The 18,041-nt window shown below is 42.0% G+C and carries 16 protein-coding genes; 4 read left to right on the top strand and 12 right to left on the bottom strand.

The genetic code is table 11. The features are described from left to right. Positions 1-194: 194 nt before the first annotated feature. From ACM5QX_RS12975 to ACM5QX_RS12965, 3 genes are all read left to right on the top strand, one after another. Positions 195-2,378, top strand: a complete 2,184-nt coding sequence (locus ACM5QX_RS12975) for a GumC family protein (protein WP_414753865.1) — start codon at positions 195-197, stop codon at positions 2,376-2,378. Positions 2,379-2,453: 75 nt separating this feature from the next. Then, complete coding sequence (gene plsY, locus ACM5QX_RS12970; protein WP_414753864.1) at positions 2,454-3,134, top strand: glycerol-3-phosphate 1-O-acyltransferase PlsY; 681 nt, start codon at positions 2,454-2,456, stop codon at positions 3,132-3,134. Positions 3,135-3,161: 27 nt separating this feature from the next. After that, the gene (locus ACM5QX_RS12965; protein WP_414753863.1) at positions 3,162-3,416 is read left to right on the top strand and encodes a TIGR03643 family protein; all 255 of its coding nucleotides are present in this window, start codon (positions 3,162-3,164) and stop codon (positions 3,414-3,416) included. 143 nt (positions 3,417-3,559) lie between these two features. Here ACM5QX_RS12965 and ACM5QX_RS12960 read toward each other — a convergent pair whose 3' ends face one another. The 11 genes from ACM5QX_RS12960 to ACM5QX_RS12910 all read right to left on the bottom strand — a co-directional run bounded on the left by ACM5QX_RS12960 (position 3,560) and on the right by ACM5QX_RS12910 (position 16,145). Next, positions 3,560-4,663 (bottom strand): polysaccharide pyruvyl transferase family protein, encoded by a 1,104-nt coding sequence (locus ACM5QX_RS12960; protein WP_414753862.1) that lies wholly within the window; start codon positions 4,661-4,663, stop codon positions 3,560-3,562. A 335-nt stretch (positions 4,664-4,998) separates the two neighbouring features. Continuing rightward, on the bottom strand, positions 4,999-5,961 hold the full coding sequence (hpsE, locus tag ACM5QX_RS12955) for a hormogonium polysaccharide biosynthesis glycosyltransferase HpsE (RefSeq protein ID WP_414753861.1): 963 nt from the start codon (positions 5,959-5,961) through the stop codon (positions 4,999-5,001). A gap of 352 nt (positions 5,962-6,313) precedes the next feature. Then, positions 6,314-6,985, bottom strand: a complete 672-nt coding sequence (locus tag ACM5QX_RS12950; protein WP_414753860.1) for a hypothetical protein — start codon at positions 6,983-6,985, stop codon at positions 6,314-6,316. Between the two features lie 132 nt (positions 6,986-7,117). After that, positions 7,118-9,799 (bottom strand): DEAD/DEAH box helicase, encoded by a 2,682-nt coding sequence (locus ACM5QX_RS12945; protein WP_414753859.1) that lies wholly within the window; start codon positions 9,797-9,799, stop codon positions 7,118-7,120. A gap of 148 nt (positions 9,800-9,947) precedes the next feature. Then, positions 9,948-10,760, bottom strand: coding sequence for a pyrroline-5-carboxylate reductase (gene proC, locus ACM5QX_RS12940; protein WP_011319649.1), 813 nt, complete (start codon positions 10,758-10,760; stop codon positions 9,948-9,950). 98 nt (positions 10,761-10,858) lie between these two features. Next, positions 10,859-11,455 (bottom strand): cell division protein SepF, encoded by a 597-nt coding sequence (locus tag ACM5QX_RS12935; RefSeq protein WP_414753858.1) that lies wholly within the window; start codon positions 11,453-11,455, stop codon positions 10,859-10,861. A gap of 374 nt (positions 11,456-11,829) precedes the next feature. Further along, positions 11,830-12,498 (bottom strand): YggS family pyridoxal phosphate-dependent enzyme, encoded by a 669-nt coding sequence (locus tag ACM5QX_RS12930; RefSeq protein ID WP_414753857.1) that lies wholly within the window; start codon positions 12,496-12,498, stop codon positions 11,830-11,832. Next, positions 12,495-12,773: a transcriptional coactivator PipX gene (gene pipX, locus ACM5QX_RS12925; protein WP_010994661.1), complete on the bottom strand. Its 279-nt coding sequence runs from the start codon at positions 12,771-12,773 to the stop codon at positions 12,495-12,497. Before pipX ends, ACM5QX_RS12930 begins: the two co-directional genes overlap by 4 nt. Before the next feature lie 512 nt (positions 12,774-13,285). Next, complete coding sequence (locus tag ACM5QX_RS12920; protein WP_414753923.1) at positions 13,286-14,212, bottom strand: energy-coupling factor transporter transmembrane component T family protein; 927 nt, start codon at positions 14,210-14,212, stop codon at positions 13,286-13,288. A 120-nt stretch (positions 14,213-14,332) separates the two neighbouring features. After that, a complete protein-coding gene (der, locus tag ACM5QX_RS12915) occupies positions 14,333-15,694 on the bottom strand; it encodes a ribosome biogenesis GTPase Der (RefSeq protein WP_011319645.1) in 1,362 nt (453 codons plus the stop codon). 256 nt (positions 15,695-15,950) lie between these two features. Beyond that, complete coding sequence (locus ACM5QX_RS12910) at positions 15,951-16,145, bottom strand: hypothetical protein (protein ID WP_011319644.1); 195 nt, start codon at positions 16,143-16,145, stop codon at positions 15,951-15,953. Between the two features lie 319 nt (positions 16,146-16,464). Between ACM5QX_RS12910 and ACM5QX_RS12905 the strand changes: the two genes are divergently transcribed. Continuing rightward, on the top strand, positions 16,465-17,028 hold the full coding sequence (locus ACM5QX_RS12905; protein ID WP_011319643.1) for an SRPBCC family protein: 564 nt from the start codon (positions 16,465-16,467) through the stop codon (positions 17,026-17,028). A 67-nt stretch (positions 17,029-17,095) separates the two neighbouring features. Here ACM5QX_RS12905 and ACM5QX_RS12900 read toward each other — a convergent pair whose 3' ends face one another. After that, the gene (locus ACM5QX_RS12900) at positions 17,096-17,920 is read right to left on the bottom strand and encodes an SDR family oxidoreductase (protein WP_414753922.1); all 825 of its coding nucleotides are present in this window, start codon (positions 17,918-17,920) and stop codon (positions 17,096-17,098) included. Positions 17,921-18,041 lie beyond the last annotated feature (121 nt).

The raw sequence follows: 18,041 nt of genomic DNA, 5'->3' as shown, positions 1-18,041 counted from the left end.
AGTAATTAAATTTCCCCAGATTACAAAGGTAAAGTGTTTCTGCACGCGATTGCATTGAATACTGATGTCAGAAAATAAAGAATTAAGTAACTCAGGTGACTTATGAATCATGAATGATGAATAATAGCTACTAAATGTGACAATATTTTGTTGATTGACCGCATAAATTTTCATTAATTTTATATGTCTCTTTTATGACCCCACCAATTGTTAAGAGCTATATTATTGCTTTTGAAAAATATAAATGGATTGGATTAGCCAGCTTTGCTTTAGTTGTAGCGGGGTCAACAGTGGTGGCTATCCAACCAGAACCAGCACCTACTTATACAGCAAGCGGTACACTGACATATTCTCGACCCCCGGTATCATTTTCTACGACAGGTAGCGAAATTCAGCAACAAGGTCAGGAATTAAACCAGGAAGTTCTGCTATCAGATCAAGTAATTGATAATGTGTCGGCAAAGGTGAAGATTCCGTCAAGAAGAATCGCTTCCAGCGTAGCAATTACACCGCCGAGAAGAAACTCCCGGACTGGAGAATTAGAATCTAATGTCATTTCTCTGGCATATAAAGATAGTGATCCCAAGCGGGCGCAGGAAATATTGCTGGAGCTGATGCAGGCAATGGTCAAGCTCAGTAGTGATATTAATACTGGGCGACTAAAAGCTATTATTGGCAAAATCAATGAACGCATACCACAAGCAAGGTCTGAGCTACAAGCAGCCGAAAAAAGATTGGAACAGTACGATCGCATAGAACGACCTGCTATATTAGCCGCAGAAAATGGTAGTTTACTTGGTGCTGTTACTGGTAGCCAAAATCAGCAACGGGTAATTCGCCAAACTATTACGGGAATTGAGGCGCAGATTTTCAGCTTGCAAGATAAGTTGGGTTTAGATGTCGGTCAATCTTATGTTTCTTCGGCGTTGAGTGCTGACCCAATTATCGCCAACTTGCGATCGCAAATTTATCAGACAGAATCACAAATCGCTTTACTCCGTAAAGATTTGCGCCCAGAACACCCGAATATGATTCAGTTGCAGCGTCAAAAGCAAGCATCTGAAGAATTACTCCAACAAAGGGCGGCGGAAGTAATTGGCGGTGGTGGTACAGCAGCACCCTTGGCAACAAATATTAGTGGTATCCGCGCCCAAAGTAGTTTAGATCCAGCCCGACAGCAGCTAGCTAACCAGATGGTAGCTTTGCAAACGCAAAAAGAAACCCTACAACAACAATTAGCCCAGCAAATACGAGACGAAATCCGACTGCGGCAAGAATATTCCCAAATACCCAACAAACAATTAGAGCGATCGCGTTTAGAACAAGCGGTAGGGTTGAAGAAAGCAGTTTATGATCAAATGCAAGCCAAGCTCACCGATGCTCAAACAGCCGAAGCAGAGACAGTGAGCAGCTTTAGTATTGCTCAACCCCCTGTAGTAGCGGCTGATGCCAAAAAACCCAAAAGTGTACCTTTAACCTTAGGCGTGGGTGGTTTCTTAGGATTGATAGTCGGTGGTGGGGTGATTTTCTTACTAGGTTCCTTGGAAGGGACACTCCGCACCAGAGAAGCTATCAGAGACAGCCTCAAACAACGGGATGTGGCAATGTTGGGAGAAATACCCGTATTGCCAGTGGATGATTTACCACCAGAAGCTCTACCCGTCATCCTTTCTCTAGATTCCTTGTATTTAGAATTTTATGAGAAATTACGCAGTAACTTAAGGCGCATTGGTGGTAGAAACTTAAAAGTGGTTTTGGTGACTAGTACTAGTAGCCAGGAAGGTAAAACAACCAGCGCCTATAACCTGGGTATAGCCTCCGCCCGCGCTGGCAAAAGAACCTTGATCATCGAGACAGATTTGCGATCGCCTTCACGTTCCACCTCTTTGAAAGTTTCTCCCGACGAGGATGCCACACTTGAACCCCTGCGTTATTATGGCAGCTTAAGTGAATGTATTCGCTTAGTCCCTGAAGTCGAAAATTTATACATTATCCCTAGTCCTGGGCCTGTGCGTCAATCTGCCGCTATTTTAGAATCTAGCGAAATGCGGCGGCTCATGGAAGATGTGAGAGAACGCTATGATTTAGTTATTTTAGATACTAGTCCGTTAAGTGTATCTAATGACCCCTTGTTAATTCAACCCTATAGTGATGGCATAGTACTCGTATCACGAGTTAACTATACACAAGACAGTATGATGGCTGAAGCCATTGATCAACTAGTGGAAGCAGAACTAGGACTAGTGGGAGTTATTATCAATGGGGCTGATATCACCGTTTCTTTACCACCCTCGGCTGAATTCTCCGATTCAGTACCTGGGGAAGAACGGACACGAGATGAAGAGTCAGAAATTTCCGTTGGTGTCAGCAATAACTAGCTGCAAAAGTCATGACTCGAAAACTGCTGGAGTGTAAACTATAGACCATAGACTATCAATTCTGGTGAATCGATTATGGGCTTGTGGTTGAGTTTATGCGGTGCGGTGGTGGTGGTGGCTTACCTGTTGGGTTCTTTTCCTACCGGGTATATTGCTGTAAAACAATTGAAGGGGATTGATATTCGTGAAGTGGGTTCTGGTTCCACGGGAGCAACCAATGTTTTGAGAACCTTGGGTAAAGGGCCTGGAGCATTTGTTTTAGGACTTGACTGCTTAAAAGGCGTACTGGCGATCGCTTTAGTTTACTATTTATTCAACTTTGCCACTAGTCAAAGTTTGATTCCTACAACGGTAAATATTCAACTGTGGCAACCTTGGTTAGTGACTCTAGCAGGTATCGCCGCCATTTTAGGACATAGTAAATCAATTTTCTTAGGCTTTACAGGCGGCAAATCTGTTGCTACCAGCTTAGGGATTTTATTAGCCATGAATTGGCAGGTGGGTTTGGCTACCTTTGGTGTATTTGCTGTTGTGGTAGCAATATCAAGGATTGTATCACTTAGTTCCATCATGGGAGCGATCGCCGTCTCTATTGTGATGGTGGTTTTACAGCAACCCTTACCCTACATTTTATTTGGTATCGCTGGTGGCTTGTATGTTGTTTTGCGTCACCGGAGTAATATTGAGCGTTTGCTTGCAGGTACAGAACCAAAAATTGGGCAGAAACTAACAACAGAAACAGAACAGAGTGTTTAAAGATTGCTTGTTCCCATTCTCAATATTATGAAACTACCAGAATTAGATACGGAAACTATAGACCGCATTATTGAAATGGCTTGGGAAGACAGAACTCCTTTTGAAGCAATTGAAGCTCAATTTGGGCTGTTGGAGAAACAGGTAATCGCCCTCATGAGACGCGAAATGAAAGAATCGAGTTTTCGGATGTGGCGAGAGCGAGTTACTAAACGTCAAACCAAGCACTTAGGTAAACGAGATTTCTTTGCAGGTAGATTTAAGTCAGATAATCAAAAAACGTAATTTTTGTCCAGACTAATAGACTCACGTAGAGATGATCCTACTATGTGAGAATCATCTCTACATCGCATTTTTGAGATCATTAGGGCATCAGGCTAAGACAAAACCCTGACAATACAAAGCCTTGAAATCCTTCAACAGCCATATTAATTGATTGCTTTACCTGTACTTGACGCTAATAGCTCTTGAACAGCAATTTTTACTTCGGAAGTATCCTTAATAAACCTGCAATCAGGAATTTCTTTTGTCCATTCTTCGTAGAAAGCCTCATTCTTGTAATAGCTGTTTGGTAAAAATACATGAGGTATATTGAAAAGGACACAAATAATATGTCCATGTAAGCGATTGGTTATAACTAGTCTATGTTGCTTTAATTGATAAACGCCACTGTGCATTAAACTCCATGATAGTTGATGTATGGATGGTTGATATACATGATTGAAATCAACTTCATATGGATACGAATTTTGCCATTTTTGTCGAGAATTCCATTCAATTGGAGTAGCTAGTCCCCTTTGCCATACCTCTCTATATAAAGTAGAAACGTACTTGGCTAATTTTTTCGTAGGATGTCCAAACTTCCATTCATAGGCAATCCAATCTTCAACTACTAAATTAGGCAAATCAAAAATATTCTCTGATTGCTTTTGATTGATTTCTCTATCTTTTCTAGAAAGATACAATATTGATGATTTAGTATTTTGAATATGGAAAATATCTTGTAAGTCCGTCATCTGAAAAGCCATGTCAGGTGCCTTAAATACTTGGCACTTATCAAAAGCTTCTCTTGCTATTTTATAACTACGTTCATCACGCAGAAATATAGTTAAACTAGGATGAGAATTAAATATATTCGCTGTTTTTATTAAGTTAACCTCATGCCTAAAATATAAACTTTGAGGTAGAATAACAATCGGGCGATCGCGGTATTTGGAAATAATCCCTTCTCTAAATTTTTGTTGTTCAGTCCATAAATCTCCTAAATTGCCACCCCCATGAAACACTATGGGTGATTTACCAATATTATCTTCCAACGTTTTTGGAGAGAAATTATGTAGGCTACAAGTATATTTAATCTGGGTTTTCATAACATTGGTCAGATAAATTACCCCACCAAGCCATATTAAATGATCTCCGATATTAGGATGATCTGGATAATCAAGTAACGCACATGATTTAAAACTTTCTATTTTTCCCAGAGCATTGTGAAGAGATGCTCTAATGGTTTCCGCGCTAGAGAGACTCATCATATTTTAACTTGTTATTTTCTTGTATTCAAAAAACTTTTCTACGGACTCGCCTAATTTAAAGATGTCAAAAAATCTTATATCTCTATAAACTCTGCTGCATTTATTCCATGAAACTTAGACAACATAAAGCCAGCTTATTTAGGTATATCCGTTCTGGGAAAGAACATAATTATCTAATTCCAGAAACCCTATGATATTGTTTGTCTAAACAAGCAGATATAACAAAATCAAACATTTGCACTAATGTCTTGCTTGTCAAGGGCTGCCTTTATGAGTTCAATCTTTTTTCTTGAGAAAAAAATACTTCTGTAACCCTTAACAAGCAAGTGCATACATTAAGAATAACTTTTTTCCTTGTTTTTATGTATCCAGAAAAGATAAAATGGACTAACAAGGCTGCTTAAAAGAAACTCTAACTCACAACTTGTAACTAAATTATCGTTAATATTCCCTTTATGCTTCCATAAATGAATCATTAAACGCCTGACATCACTGATTAAGTACATGATAAAAAACAATGGTCTTTGCCAGGATTGTAGACGCAGCATACGGATGTGGTGTCTCGCTAATCCAATACCACGCACTAACGATATTAGATAATTTTTTTCTAGTCGCCAGTGAGGTATTTGATGATACATAAGCATTGCGGGATTATACCAAATTTCCCAACCAGCATTTTGGATATATACGAGCGCTTCTAAATCTTCGCTTGCCAGCATAGATTTTTTAACTCTACCGACTAGGAATAGTTGGCTAGGTACATTTTCTAACCAGACTTCTCTACGAACTACTAATCCTGCTGCCGGTGGAAGTACACCTTTACGTCGTTCGTAAATATAAGCATTTGCTCCACGATCAATCACTGCGAGAAACAATGCTAATTTTTTAAAGTCCTGGGGAGGATTCTTTTCAAAATTAGCTTGAATACGACCACCATATGCGCCTGCTTGAGGATGTTTACAACCAAAATCATAGGCAGACGCTACCCAATCGACAGTTGGTAGATTATCATCGTCGAGAAATCCAATAAATTCACCTCTGGCTTTTTCTACTGCGCTTTGTCTGGCATAGGCTAAACCTTGCTTTGGTTCAAAAAAATATTTAAGATTGCAGAATAGAGGCCAGTTTGCTTGGAACTCAAGTACAACTTGTGATGTTTTATCTGTGCTGTTATTGTCAATAACAATAACTTCCCATGTAAAGTGTTCTGTATTAATTTGCTCTTTAAGCTTATTTAGAACTAGGGGTAAGCGGCTAGCTCCGTTGTAAGTACATATAGCTACACTAAAATTAACCATTATTATTTGATTTAGGGTAGACATCGAAAGCTAATTTGTAAACGTAAGCAAAGTAGTTGTGTTGTAAGAGTTCAGTGATTTGGGCTAATAAAGCGCCTATTCGCTAAAAGTCTTACCTAGTAAGGACTTGATATTATTAAAGTTTTCTTTACAAATTAGCTATCAGTATATTTTCCCATTAAATCTATTAATTAAGTTAAGAGCAGGTAAAATTTTAGTCAAATAGCTACAAATACGTAAGCATTCATGTATAGCACCTGTAAGAAGTGAGAGCGATCGCCTACTTTTCCATCAGGTGGGGAAAAATGAGATAAATTGGATCACCTAGTGATTTAGGTATTGGCCAGTTTTATTAATTGGGATTGAGGATAACAATTAACTGTGATACCTTCATCCCTAGAGGCTTCCAGTGGCGATCGCTAGAAGAGAAAGTACTATCGCCTAAAACTGCTTGGTAGTCTTTAGGATATCTCTCACTAGCATTGGTAGCCGCATCTACCCGTACAAGCAATTTTCCTTGGTAGCGTGATAACTTGCTACTTTCTAACAGAACTGTACCGCCGTAGTCCCAACCCAGTCCATATAGTTTAAAGTTACCTAACTTATTGCGTAACTCACTCCAAGGAGTTCCGACTCCAATACCTTCACGAGTTTTCCATGCACTACCCAATTCGCGCACATCTGAGGGTTTCGTGCGAGTTTTATCGCTCCAGACCACTAAAAATGATCGCCCACGACTGAGATTTACTTGGGTAGCAGCAAAACTACCTATACCTTCAGCACCAGCAATAGTTTTATCAACCAAGCGGGATGCGCCGAAAGTTTTGGCTAAATCTCTCCTAGTAGTTTTGCGTGTCACTGGGCCGACCCTTTCCCCTGGGACAATTAAGGTATCTGTTAACTGTGGTGTTTGGGCTACGGTCAGGTTTTGATGATTGTTAGTTGGTAGTGCAACTACTGGGTTAGCTGAATATCCCAGTAGTAAAGCTAAGGTGGTAGCAATGGCTGGAAGAGATGGGTTCACAATTCACCTCGGCGTAGAAAAATAACTTCGTTCTTAGTTTCTACAATTCCCTATTGCCGATTTCCCGTCACTCAACAACAAATAAGTTTTGTTACTGTCAACAGTTAACAGAATTAAATATTGACCCACTCCCTACTCCACAACTTCATTCACCGGGAATCGATCAATTAGCTGCATAGCACGATAGGCATTACGCTGTAAAACATCGGGTAAGTTAGGAACGTGGGGTATCTGGGATAATAAGTCTAAAGAACGGCGTAAAATTCGCACCACATCACCTTCATCTAAGGTAGTATTTTGGCAAAGTTCAGCCCATTCGATTCCTAAAGCCCACTGTTCCACAAGGGCAATCAAGCCGATATAGCGGTTTTCCAAACCTACAGGTAAGGCTACACCGTGTCGGTACTGCACCTTTAAAACCGCCCGACGAATTTTTTGTAATCTCGACCAAGCGTCGTCTATTTCTGGGGAAAGGTTGAAGTTAACTCTGCTATCTGGACGGGGAGTTTCTGTAACTAAAGCGGCGATAGTGGCTGCTAAATGGTGGGGGTCTAAGTTATTTAACTCTCCACTAGCTAAAGCTAGACCTAACCACAGTTCATTTTCCCCGCGAATAGCGGCAGCGATTTGACCCAGTGCGGTGGGGACTAGATTATCCAAGCAGTCGAATTGCTGCAAGATGGTAATTAAATTGAGAAACTCTTCCCAATAGCGCTGAGATTGCTGTTCTACTTGCGCCTGTACTTGTTCGAGTTCGGCTTCCAGTTCCACATAGCGGGCGCGAGCTTTGAATACTGTGGACACATTACCCGATTGATGCAGGGGATTGGCTTCTAATTGAGCTTGGATAGCGGCGGTGCGACTGAGTTGTTCGGCTACCTCTGGGGACAGATGCAGAGATTGTTGAGGATCGGGGATACTTTGAGCGATCGCCATTGTTTCCTTTGCACCACGACTGGATTGCCCTGGTTTGAGCATCAATTCTGGTGGTGGTAGGATGTCTGGCGGCACATCTACCCGTGGTAATTCAGCATATAAATCCACCACATCCGCCGTAGAGGCAACATACCATCTGTTATCTTGTCCCAAGCAGACTAAGCAAGCAGATTGAGTAGAACCGGAGGTTTTACCAACTAAAACTGCTGTTATGGGTGTGGACGCTGTAATGTTTTTACCCTTCAGACTCAACAGGGTTCCCGAAATGGCAAAATCCAAGAGCATTTTAATTTGTTCTTGTCGCTCCTCCTGGGCTTGCTCTTGTAGAGTCTTTAATAGCTGACGTTCTACTTTCAACCGTTGCCGTAATTTTTCATAAAGAATAACGTCATTTTCGTTAACGGCGTTGATTTGTTCTTGTAGTTTGGCTAATTCCCCCTCTAAAGCCGCAATTTCTTCGTAATCTGGTCTTAAGTGCAAAGTCGCCATATACTGTCCAAAACTGCGTTCGATCAGTTCCTTGGCTTCATCTATGGTGTGGGTTTGCAGCAAATTCAAAACCATGCCATAGCTAGGCGTAAACTGACTGACTAGGGGGTCTGGTTTGGATGTAGCTAAATAGGCCGCTTCTTTTGACCCTTCAAAAGGAGTCTGCACCGTCACCACATGACCTTGCTTATCCATCCCCCGACGGCCAGCCCTACCCGCCATTTGTAAGAATTCCGAAGCGTTCAATAGGCGGTGTCCGGTATCGGTGCGTTTGGATAGGGTAGAAATAACCGTTGTCCGGGCAGGCATATTAATACCGGCTGCCAAGGTTTCTGTAGCAAATACGACTTTAATCAGCCCTTGTTGAAATAGTTCTTCTACCAAAACTTTCCAAGCTGGTAAAATCCCGGCATGGTGAGCCGCAACACCTCGATAAAGAGGGGCTATTTGTCCAGAACGACCAGCTTCCGGATTACGGGCTAAAAAGTCATCAATTTGTCGTCGTAGTATCTGGGATTCTTCGTTATTAACTAGCCATAAATCCCCCACTTCCGCTACGGCTTTATCGCATCCCCGACGGCTGAAGATGAAATAAATCGCCGGCAGCATATCTCTTTGTTGAAGCTGGTTCAAAGTGTAGATAAGGCTGGGGGCTTCTGGTCTGCCATTTTTGCCTCTATCCCCTTGCCGTTTTTTACCTCTATTGGCTAGACGGGGATTGATTTTAGTTTTGCTATCATTCAACAGGGGAAACAGTCCCTTGGGATTGCAGTAGTGAAACTCTAAGGGTACAGGGCGAAAATCAGAGTAAATCAAATCAGTGGGGCCGTGGACGCGACTTAGCCAATCGGTAAGTTGGTCACTATTGGCGACAGTGGCGGATAAAGCTACTAACTGTACTCCACGAGGACAGTAAATGATTGACTCTTCCCAGACTGTACCCCGTTGGCGATCGTTCATGTAGTGGCACTCATCTAGTACCACCGCTTCCACATCTACCAGAGAGATACCGACTTGCCCGATTGGTGTACCGTAGAGCATATTCCGAAAAATCTCGGTAGTCATCACCAAAATTGGCGCGTCTCTGTTGATGGAAGCATCACCAGTTAACAGTCCAACTTGCTCAAACCCAAATTTCTCACGAAAATCACGTAATTTTTGATTAGATAACGCCTTTAAGGGAGTGGTGTAAAACACCCTCTTCCCCCGTGCTAAAGCACGATAAATGGCATATTCTCCTACTAAAGTTTTGCCCGAACCTGTGGGCGCACACACGACAACAGAGCGTCCCGCGTTAAGGGACGCGATCGCATCTTTTTGAAACTGATCCAGATCAAAGGGAAATATCAACCCTAAGTCCAGTTCGGGAGACGGCGCGGGATAATTCACTCAATTAATTTTTCAACCAGACTGTTTACTATATTAACGAGTCTTTTGTCAACTTCGACATTAGTTAAGAGTCAATGGTCAATAGTCAATAGTCATTAGTCATTAGTCAGTAGTATTGGACTATGGACTATGGACTGTGGACTATGGACTATTTTCCCAATTCTTGCGATCGCCAGGTAGCTGCTTTGACGGCTTCAATTAAGGCTGAACGAAATCCCGCTTTTTCTAGTTGGGCAATCCCCGCAATGGTAGTACCGCCAGGGCTGGTAACACGGTCTTTGAGTTCGGCTGGGTGGAGTTTACTTTCGTGTAATAATTGGGCTGTTCCTAGCACAGTTTGTAACGCCAGTTGATTGGCAATTCCTCTGGGTAAACCAGATGCTACTCCCCCATCAGCGAGGGCTTCTACTAATAAAGCGACATAAGCCGGGCCGCTACCAGAAAGCCCAGTGACTGCATCCATCAAACTTTCGGAAACTTCCACTACTTCCCCCACTGCCGAAAAAATCTGTTGCGCCAATTTCTGATGTTGGGCGTAAGTATAAGCACCAGAGCAGATAGCGGTCATCCCTGCGCCTACAGTGGCTGGGGTATTGGGCATAGCTCTAATGACTGGTGATTGGGGAAATGCCGCTTCTAGCTGGCTTAAAGACACCCCTGCGAGAATAGAGACGACAAGGGGGGAATGGTCTGTGAATACTGTATCTGCTAATTCTTGAGCGATCGCACTAAACACTTGTGGTTTCACCGCCAAGAATACAACGTCTTGAGCTTGTGTGAATACCAAACTGTTATCTGTAGTCACACCCACATGATATTTTTGTTGTAAAAAAGCTTGTCGCGCTGTTTGCGGTTCGCTGACTATGACTTCTGATGGTTGATAAATTCCCCGCGCAATAAGGCGGGATAAGAGCGCTTCTCCCATTACCCCGCCACCAATTAAACCAAATTTTATAGTCATTAGTCGTTAGTCGTTATTCGTTAATCAATAGTCAATAGTCAATAGTCAAAAATTTTCTAATTTGGACTCTTGACTATGGACTAATGACTAATTTAACTTTATTGTGCCATCCGGTTGGTTTCGTTGCCCCAAGCTGGTGGATTAGTTGGAGCCGGACGTGCTGGACGTGCTGGGGGTTGGGGTACTTCATGAATAACGCCACCTTGGGTGCTAACTTGCACACAGCTGGGGGTAAACAAAAAGATACTTTCGCCAATACGTTCTTGATGTCCATCTAGCGCGTAGGTTCCACCTGCAACAAAATCAACAGCTCTTTGTGCTTGATCTGGGTCCATGATGGTCAAGTTCAGCACTACTGATTTACGTTCGCGCAATGCTTGAATCGCCTGGGGCATTTCTTCAAATGTACGAGGTTCAAGCACTAATACTTCAGAAATCCCGTTAATTGCTCCTGGCATACCAATCACATTCCCCATCGCAGATTTTGTTCCTGTTGCTACGTCATCACCCATTGTAGTCATGGGTTCGCGCCAACGTCGATTGTTTGGGGCAGCCTCTGCTGGTGCTGGTTGGGGATTTTCTTGTTGATACAGGTTTTGGTAGTTATCTGTATCTGCTTCTTCTTCGTAGTACTCGTATTCTACCTGCTCATTGAGACCAACAAAGTCTCGCAGTTTAGAAAATATATTGTTCATATTAGTTGCACTCCTTCTGCAAATTGCCTCTAATTATCCGGTTAATCGTTGATGTAGCTGTTTAACTAGCTACAAAGGGCAAATAGCCTATTAATTTTATCGCTATTTGTAGCATCTACTACTGCTATTGGCAATGGACTGGCGCTATTGGGAACGCCTGTACATTAACCTAGATACAATAATTGAGTCAAGATTATATCCCAACAATTATCCGAAAGAAAGTTGACTAAAGTTATTTTTAGTGCCTTCTCGTGATTATTTACTTTTGTTTACAGTAAAAATTTTGTAATTTATTACACTGGTATGAAAAATTATTGTCCGTAATTCATACCCAGGGCTATTTGATACTAGAAAAAAAATCTGAGTAATACGTCTTAAGTACGCTGGCCAAATAATATGGTTCCCAATCGTACCATCGTTGTTCCAGCTTGTACTGCAAGTTGGTAGTCCCCTGACATACCCATCGATAACTGCTCCATGTGAATATGATCCCAGTTTTGTTCAGCAATATCTTTTGCTAATTTGGAAGTGCTATTAAATACATGAAGAATTTTCTCATCATTTAAACCAAAAGGTGGAATTGTCATTAAACCCTGAATTTGTAAAGTTTTACACTGGTTGAGTGCGGGTAAATCTGCCAGCAGTTCTGGTACGCTCCAACCAGACTTATTGGGATCTGGGAGGATTTTCACCTGTAGACAAACTTGAGGATTGACTCCTAGCTGTTGCGCTAATTGGTCTAAACGCTGTGCTAGTTTCAAATTATCTACAGAGTGAATCCATTGAAATTGTTCTAGAGCTTTTTTGGCTTTGTTCGCTTGCAAATGTCCAATAAAGTGCCAAGTAATATCCGGTAAGTCTTGTAACTGGGCTTGCTTACTAGCAGCTTCTTGGATACGATTTTCGCCAAAATCGCGGACACCAGCAGCATAAGCAGCACGAATAACTTCAGTCGGCATTTGCTTTGTGACAGCAATTAGCCTGACTGAAGGCGGTAGGGAAGCCCGAATTTGAGTAATACGTTCGTTGATCGAACTAATCATTGGAAGGTGCGTTGGAAAACACTCTGAAGCTGATCGTACTCCTGTGATTGACCATTGCGGCGCAAATTACGCAAGCGATTTTCTAACAACATTCTTGCCTCAGTGCGTCCTATCGGTTGAAACTTTATAGCTTTAATGTCATTCCCTACTAGAAAGAATAAGCGTTGAGCGTAAAGTGTTGTGAACAGATCCTGGCTTTCATCAACCATGCAGATCCGATATAGCAAACCCCAAGTAGGGTGATTTATGTAGGTTTCCGAGTTTTCTGGATTCATCTATCAATCGAGTAGGAGAATCTATAATTTTTTTTCGCAGTGAAAGACAAATATTCGGACAATAATACCTCTTGTGCCGGAATATTTGCATAAAGTCAGGTGAGAATCAGCAAATTTTACCCTTAAATGGAGCTTGTAAAGACCTTGATCTCATCCCTGTAGGTAGAAGATGCTAAGAGAAGAGGTAGGGGAGCAATTGCGGAGGAGCAGGGGAATAGGAAAATTATCGACAACGCTGAAAATCCCTGATGCGTTTGTTTGCGGTGTCCAGTGACATGGGGATGCGCCCTCTGAAGTTGTAGGCACAGACTCTCATACTGCTGTTTACTCTAACTTCTCTCCATGTTGCCATAATTATCGTTTGTTGGAGCAAAATAGCCCACAGGCGCATTCTCCTAATAACTGTTCCTAACAACAGTCTGCATTGCTACAGTTTTAGAGGAAATTTGTAATTGGTCATTAGTTTAGTTGTCAGTTGTCAGTTGCTTCCCTGTGTCTTCTCCTAGCTGCTATTAAATTTGATTGCCAAAGACCACTCTAATTCCCCAGAATACGGTTAAAGAGGCGATCGCTAACCAATCCCGTAATTTTAAGCGTAGCTCGTGCCAAGGGACTCGATGTTCGTTGGGACTGGTAAAACCGCGTACCATCATGGCGCTGGCCATTTGTGATGCCCTTAATAGCAAATTTTCTAACAGTCTCTCGGCGACAATCAACCAAACTTTAACTGCACCTTTTAAGCCCAATTTTTTCCAGTTAATCGCCCTAGTCATAACAGAACGGACTAAGTTCTGCACTTCTTCTAAGACTAAGGGAATAAAACGCAAGGATAAAGTTAAAGTCAAGGTAATTTCAGTTACAGGTATTTTGAATCGTCGTAGAGGCTGCATGAGGCTTTCTACACCAGCTGTAATTTCCTCTGGTGCGGTTGTCAAAAGGTATAAATTGGTGCTGTAGATAACAGTGAATATAATTGTACTTAGGCGCACCGCTAAATCTAAAGAACGACGAGTTACTCTCACCGGGCCTTTGTGAAACAGCACGTAAGTATAGCTTTTACTACTCTTTAATTGTTCTGTTGCTGTGGCAGAATTATTTGTATTGGCTGGCTGGGTTAAAACTTGTAGGTTAGCTGGTAGGCGTGATTGATAGTCTACACCCAATCCATCAGGACTAATGGCAGCGATCGCCAACACAAAAAATGATAATGTTAGCAACCAACCCATCTGCTGTTGCCACACTCGCCTGGGTATTCTGGCAATGACAGTAAAAAGGATTAATAATGCTACCAGTAGTACACGCCAGAAGTTATTGGCAAAACTATAGCTGGTAAGAAAACTCATCAACCAGATAAACTTGACTCGCGGATCGAGTTTATGTAGCCAAGTTTGCGGTTGTTCTAAGTATAATCCTAAAGGTAGCGATCGCAGTAAGTCCATAGTCAATAGTCCATAGTCAATAGTTCATAATCAATAATCCATAGTCAATAGTCAACAGTTCATAGCTAAACACTAATGACTAATGACCAATGACTAATGACTAATGACCATTGACAAATCTTAAACGCGAGTTGCCCGATTAGCGCTACCGCTTTCCACATCTCTAACTTTTTTACTGCGCCACAGTAAGCGAATGGGAGTCCCTTTAAAGCCTAATTGTTGGCGGAATTGCCTTTCAATGTAACGACGGTAGTTGTCGTTAAAGCGTTTAGCCTCGTTGACAAATAAGGCAATGGTGGGTGGTTGAGTGCTGACTTGTGTACCGTAGTAAATTCTCCCTTGGCGACCGCCGCGAGAGGTTGGGGGAGAGTGCCAACTAACTGCGTCTTCCAGAACTTCGTTAATCACTGATGTGCTAACGCGGCGTTTGTGTTCTTCATTGGCTTTAGTCACCAACTCTAAAATCTTTTCTACCCGTTGTCCTGTGACCGCACTGACGTAGATAGTGTCAGCCCATTCTGTAAAATGTAGCCGCGCTTCCAGATTTTTCTCGTAGTCGTAGATAGTGTAGGAGTCTTTCTCAACGGCATCCCATTTATTGACGACGACGACACAAGCCTTACCTTCATCGAGAATTCTGCCTGCTAACTTTTGGTCTTGTTCGGTGACACCATCCAAGGCATCTATGACCAACAAAACTACATCGGCGCGGCGAATGGCTTTAAAAGCACGGTTAATACTAAAGAATTCCGTACCATAGTCAATGCTTTTCTTTTTGCGAATCCCGGCTGTATCGATGAGGCGGTAGTTCTGCCCATTTCGTTCGATAAAAGTATCGATCGCATCACGGGTTGTCCCAGAAATGGGGCTGACTATTACCCGTTCCTCCCCAGCAAAAGCGTTTAATAAACTTGATTTGCCAACATTTGGCCTGCCAATAATGGCAATTTTGATTTCGTTATTTTCTTCTAATTCTGTAGTCGGAGGAAGGTGTTTAATGAGTTCGTCAAGTAATTCGCCTGTACCGTTGCCATGAATTGCAGAGATTGGGTAAGGTTCACCTAGTCCCAGTTCCCAAAATTCGGAGGCTTGAATCGATCCCTGGTCTGGGGATTCGCATTTGTTAACTGCCAAGAAGACTGGTACTGGTTGTTGGCGTAACCACTCGGCAATTTCTTCATCTGCCGAATTGGGGCCTGTTTGACCATTCACAACGAAAATAGCCGCGCTGGCTTCGTGGAGGGCAGCTAATGCTTGTTGGCGGATCAGGGGCAAGAATTCTGTGTCATCGTTAAAGACTAAGCCGCCTGTATCTACTACTTGAAATTCCCGATCGCTCCAGTAGGCTGGTAAGTAAGTGCGATCGCGTGTCACACCCGGTTCATCGTGGACAATCGCCGTTTGTTCCCCGGCGAGACGATTAACCAGGGTTGATTTGCCCACATTTGGGCGACCGATAATTGCAACAATTGGCAGTCCCATAAACCAAGGGTAAGTAAGAGAGATACTATATCACATCTCTACATTTTAGCTACTTTAAGTTTTGATTTAGCTAGGAATTACGCACCTAGATTTTTGTTGAGATCGGGTGTGAGGGTGTATGGGTGTATGGGTGTGAGGGTGTAAGGGTGTAAGGGTGTAGAGGAAACAACCAATAATTTAAGTCAAGATACCTTATTAATACAGTTCTTTTTCTAACCCCTACACCCCTAAACCCCTAAACCCCTACACCCCTATATTAAAAACGCCACCAAGTTTTTTGAGCATAAGCAATTAGACCGATCGCGATCGCCGCCAGAAAAAATAATAAAATTACTCCGCCAGGAATAAAGGTGAGAATACCAAAGCCTCTTAGCAGCCAGATAGCTATACCAATGCCTAGAATCACGCCTAGAAGCTGGATTAATCTGCGGTTTAAGGAAGATTGGCTCACTACTTTTTCCTTTAGTTTTCAAGTTTGCTCTATATTGTCAAGGTAACAGGGATTTTCTGCAATTCGAGTTGTCTAGATTTCGGACTTCTTGGAGAAGTCCGGGATCTGGTTTTTTACTGAAGAGCTTTAAATAAATTTCATATAGTAGTTAGATATACGGTTTTTTACGTAAATTTTCTGAAAAATAACCTAAAAATATTTAGTTCCGGAAAACTTGTGTGTTGAACTGGAACTAAAATTGGGTATGTTGAATTTGATGCCTGAGAATGGTTTTTCATTCAACTCCAAAGGTGGATAAGTTGAGGAGTGAATCTAAATTATGTCTGCATCTTATATTTCAGACCCAGTTATTGCAGGTACAAATATGACTTGGAGTCAAGAAAAGCAAAGCTTGTTGATGCAGGGTGAAATCTTAGTAGAAACACGATCACATACTGCTTGGGGTGGTGCTGTGTCTGCTTGTATGTACTTGCCCTTGAGGCGATCGCAGGTCTGGCAGCAAATCACTGATTATCCTCGCTGGGTACAATACTTTCCAGACATCACCAAGAGCGAAGTTTTACAGCGTGGGGAAGTTAAACGACTGTATCAAGCAGCACAAAAGGCATTTTTCTTTTTCACAGCTCAAGTCGAAATTTATCTCAATGTTGTCGAAGTCATAGGTCATAAAATTCAATTCCGTATGGAAAAAGGGACTTTTGTTGACTTCACAGCCAATTTAGAACTGAAAGATTGTGGCGACGGAACCCTGCTAATTTATGGTGTGCAAGCTACCCCTAATATTCCTGTACCTTCTATTTTCATCCAACAAGCGATGAACTTTGAACTACCTGCCAATATGCGGAAAATGCGACAAGTTATCTCCAATTCTGTTAATTTCTGATTGGTGTTGGCAATAGCAGAGTGTTCAATCCTTGCTGAGTAAAATATTATTCTGCCAATTCCCCATCCTAAAAAACCGTATATGGATGAATCAATTGATATCCAGCTTCTTTGATTTTGCGATTGGAAACTTTGGCATTATAGGGACGATTACTCTTGAGGGTCTCATCCCAAATTACCTGAGCGAGATTATATTTACTCAACAGAGTATCTAACAATTCTCTACTAGGTAAATGCGCGTCATCTACTAGATTATAAATGCCTTGTAACGAGTTGTTGCGGGCAAATTCTATAGCCCCAACAATATCATCTAAATGAATCCAGTTTGTGGCATCACTGCCATCACCAGGACGAGTTGTACCGGGAACTCTACTAAATATTTTCACTAGTTCCCGTCCGGCTCCATAAATGCCTCCTAAACGTAAGATACAAACACGAAGATTGACGCTAGAAGCTGATAGTAAAATATCTTCTGTTTCCTGAAGAATTTCTCCATTTCGGCTGACGGGTGTAGTAGGTGTTTCTTCATCTACCCATTCACCATTTTTGTTACCATAAACTGAATAGCTGCTTGTATATATCAGTTGTTTAACATGAGAATTTTGCTGTAAAGCGGAGACTAAAGTTTTGGCTGTGTTGAGGTATGCTGCTTCATATAAGTCGCTGCCTTTTGCTCCCACACTCAACAAGACAACATCTTGATTTTGTAAAATATCTATTAATTTATCTAGATCATCTCCTTGAGTGACTACAACCTTGTGTGCCACTTTTTGTAATGCTGTCACACGTTCAGATGTAGTTGTTGTAGCAGTTATAACCAGATGAGGATTTTGTTGCCAATGTTGGGCGATCGCACAACCAACATAGCCACAGCCAATAATTGCAATATTCATTGTTGATTCAGAGTCATTAGTCATTAGTCAACAGTCCATAGTTCTTCTCTCTGCTTCCCAGTCCCTAGTCCCCAGTCCCCAGCCCCCAATTTTTAGGGAATTTCTACTGATTTACAGCATA

The organism is Anabaena sp. CCY 9910 (assembly GCF_963920875.1).
GTDB lineage: Bacteria > Cyanobacteriota > Cyanobacteriia > Cyanobacteriales > Nostocaceae > Trichormus > Trichormus variabilis.
The sequence above is the reverse complement of the archived record's forward strand: the minus strand, read 5'-3'. Positions and strand labels throughout refer to the sequence as shown.

Coding starts and splice junctions, on each gene's coding strand:
- ACM5QX_RS12975 (WP_414753865.1), top strand. CDS start 195: ATGACCCCACCAATTGTTAAGAGCTATATTATTGCTTTTGAAAAATAT.
- pipX (WP_010994661.1), bottom strand. CDS start 12,773: ATGAATCCAGAAAACTCGGAAACCTACATAAATCACCCTACTTGGGGT.
- proC (WP_011319649.1), bottom strand. CDS start 10,760: ATGACTATAAAATTTGGTTTAATTGGTGGCGGGGTAATGGGAGAAGCG.
- ACM5QX_RS12900 (WP_414753922.1), bottom strand. CDS start 17,920: ATGAATATTGCAATTATTGGCTGTGGCTATGTTGGTTGTGCGATCGCC.
- ACM5QX_RS12965 (WP_414753863.1), top strand. CDS start 3,162: ATGAAACTACCAGAATTAGATACGGAAACTATAGACCGCATTATTGAA.
- ACM5QX_RS12930 (WP_414753857.1), bottom strand. CDS start 12,498: ATGATTAGTTCGATCAACGAACGTATTACTCAAATTCGGGCTTCCCTA.
- der (WP_011319645.1), bottom strand. CDS start 15,694: ATGGGACTGCCAATTGTTGCAATTATCGGTCGCCCAAATGTGGGCAAA.
- ACM5QX_RS12920 (WP_414753923.1), bottom strand. CDS start 14,212: ATGGACTTACTGCGATCGCTACCTTTAGGATTATACTTAGAACAACCG.
- hpsE (WP_414753861.1), bottom strand. CDS start 5,961: ATGGTTAATTTTAGTGTAGCTATATGTACTTACAACGGAGCTAGCCGC.
- ACM5QX_RS12905 (WP_011319643.1), top strand. CDS start 16,465: ATGTCTGCATCTTATATTTCAGACCCAGTTATTGCAGGTACAAATATG.
- plsY (WP_414753864.1), top strand. CDS start 2,454: ATGGGCTTGTGGTTGAGTTTATGCGGTGCGGTGGTGGTGGTGGCTTAC.
- ACM5QX_RS12960 (WP_414753862.1), bottom strand. CDS start 4,663: ATGATGAGTCTCTCTAGCGCGGAAACCATTAGAGCATCTCTTCACAAT.
- ACM5QX_RS12935 (WP_414753858.1), bottom strand. CDS start 11,455: ATGAACAATATATTTTCTAAACTGCGAGACTTTGTTGGTCTCAATGAG.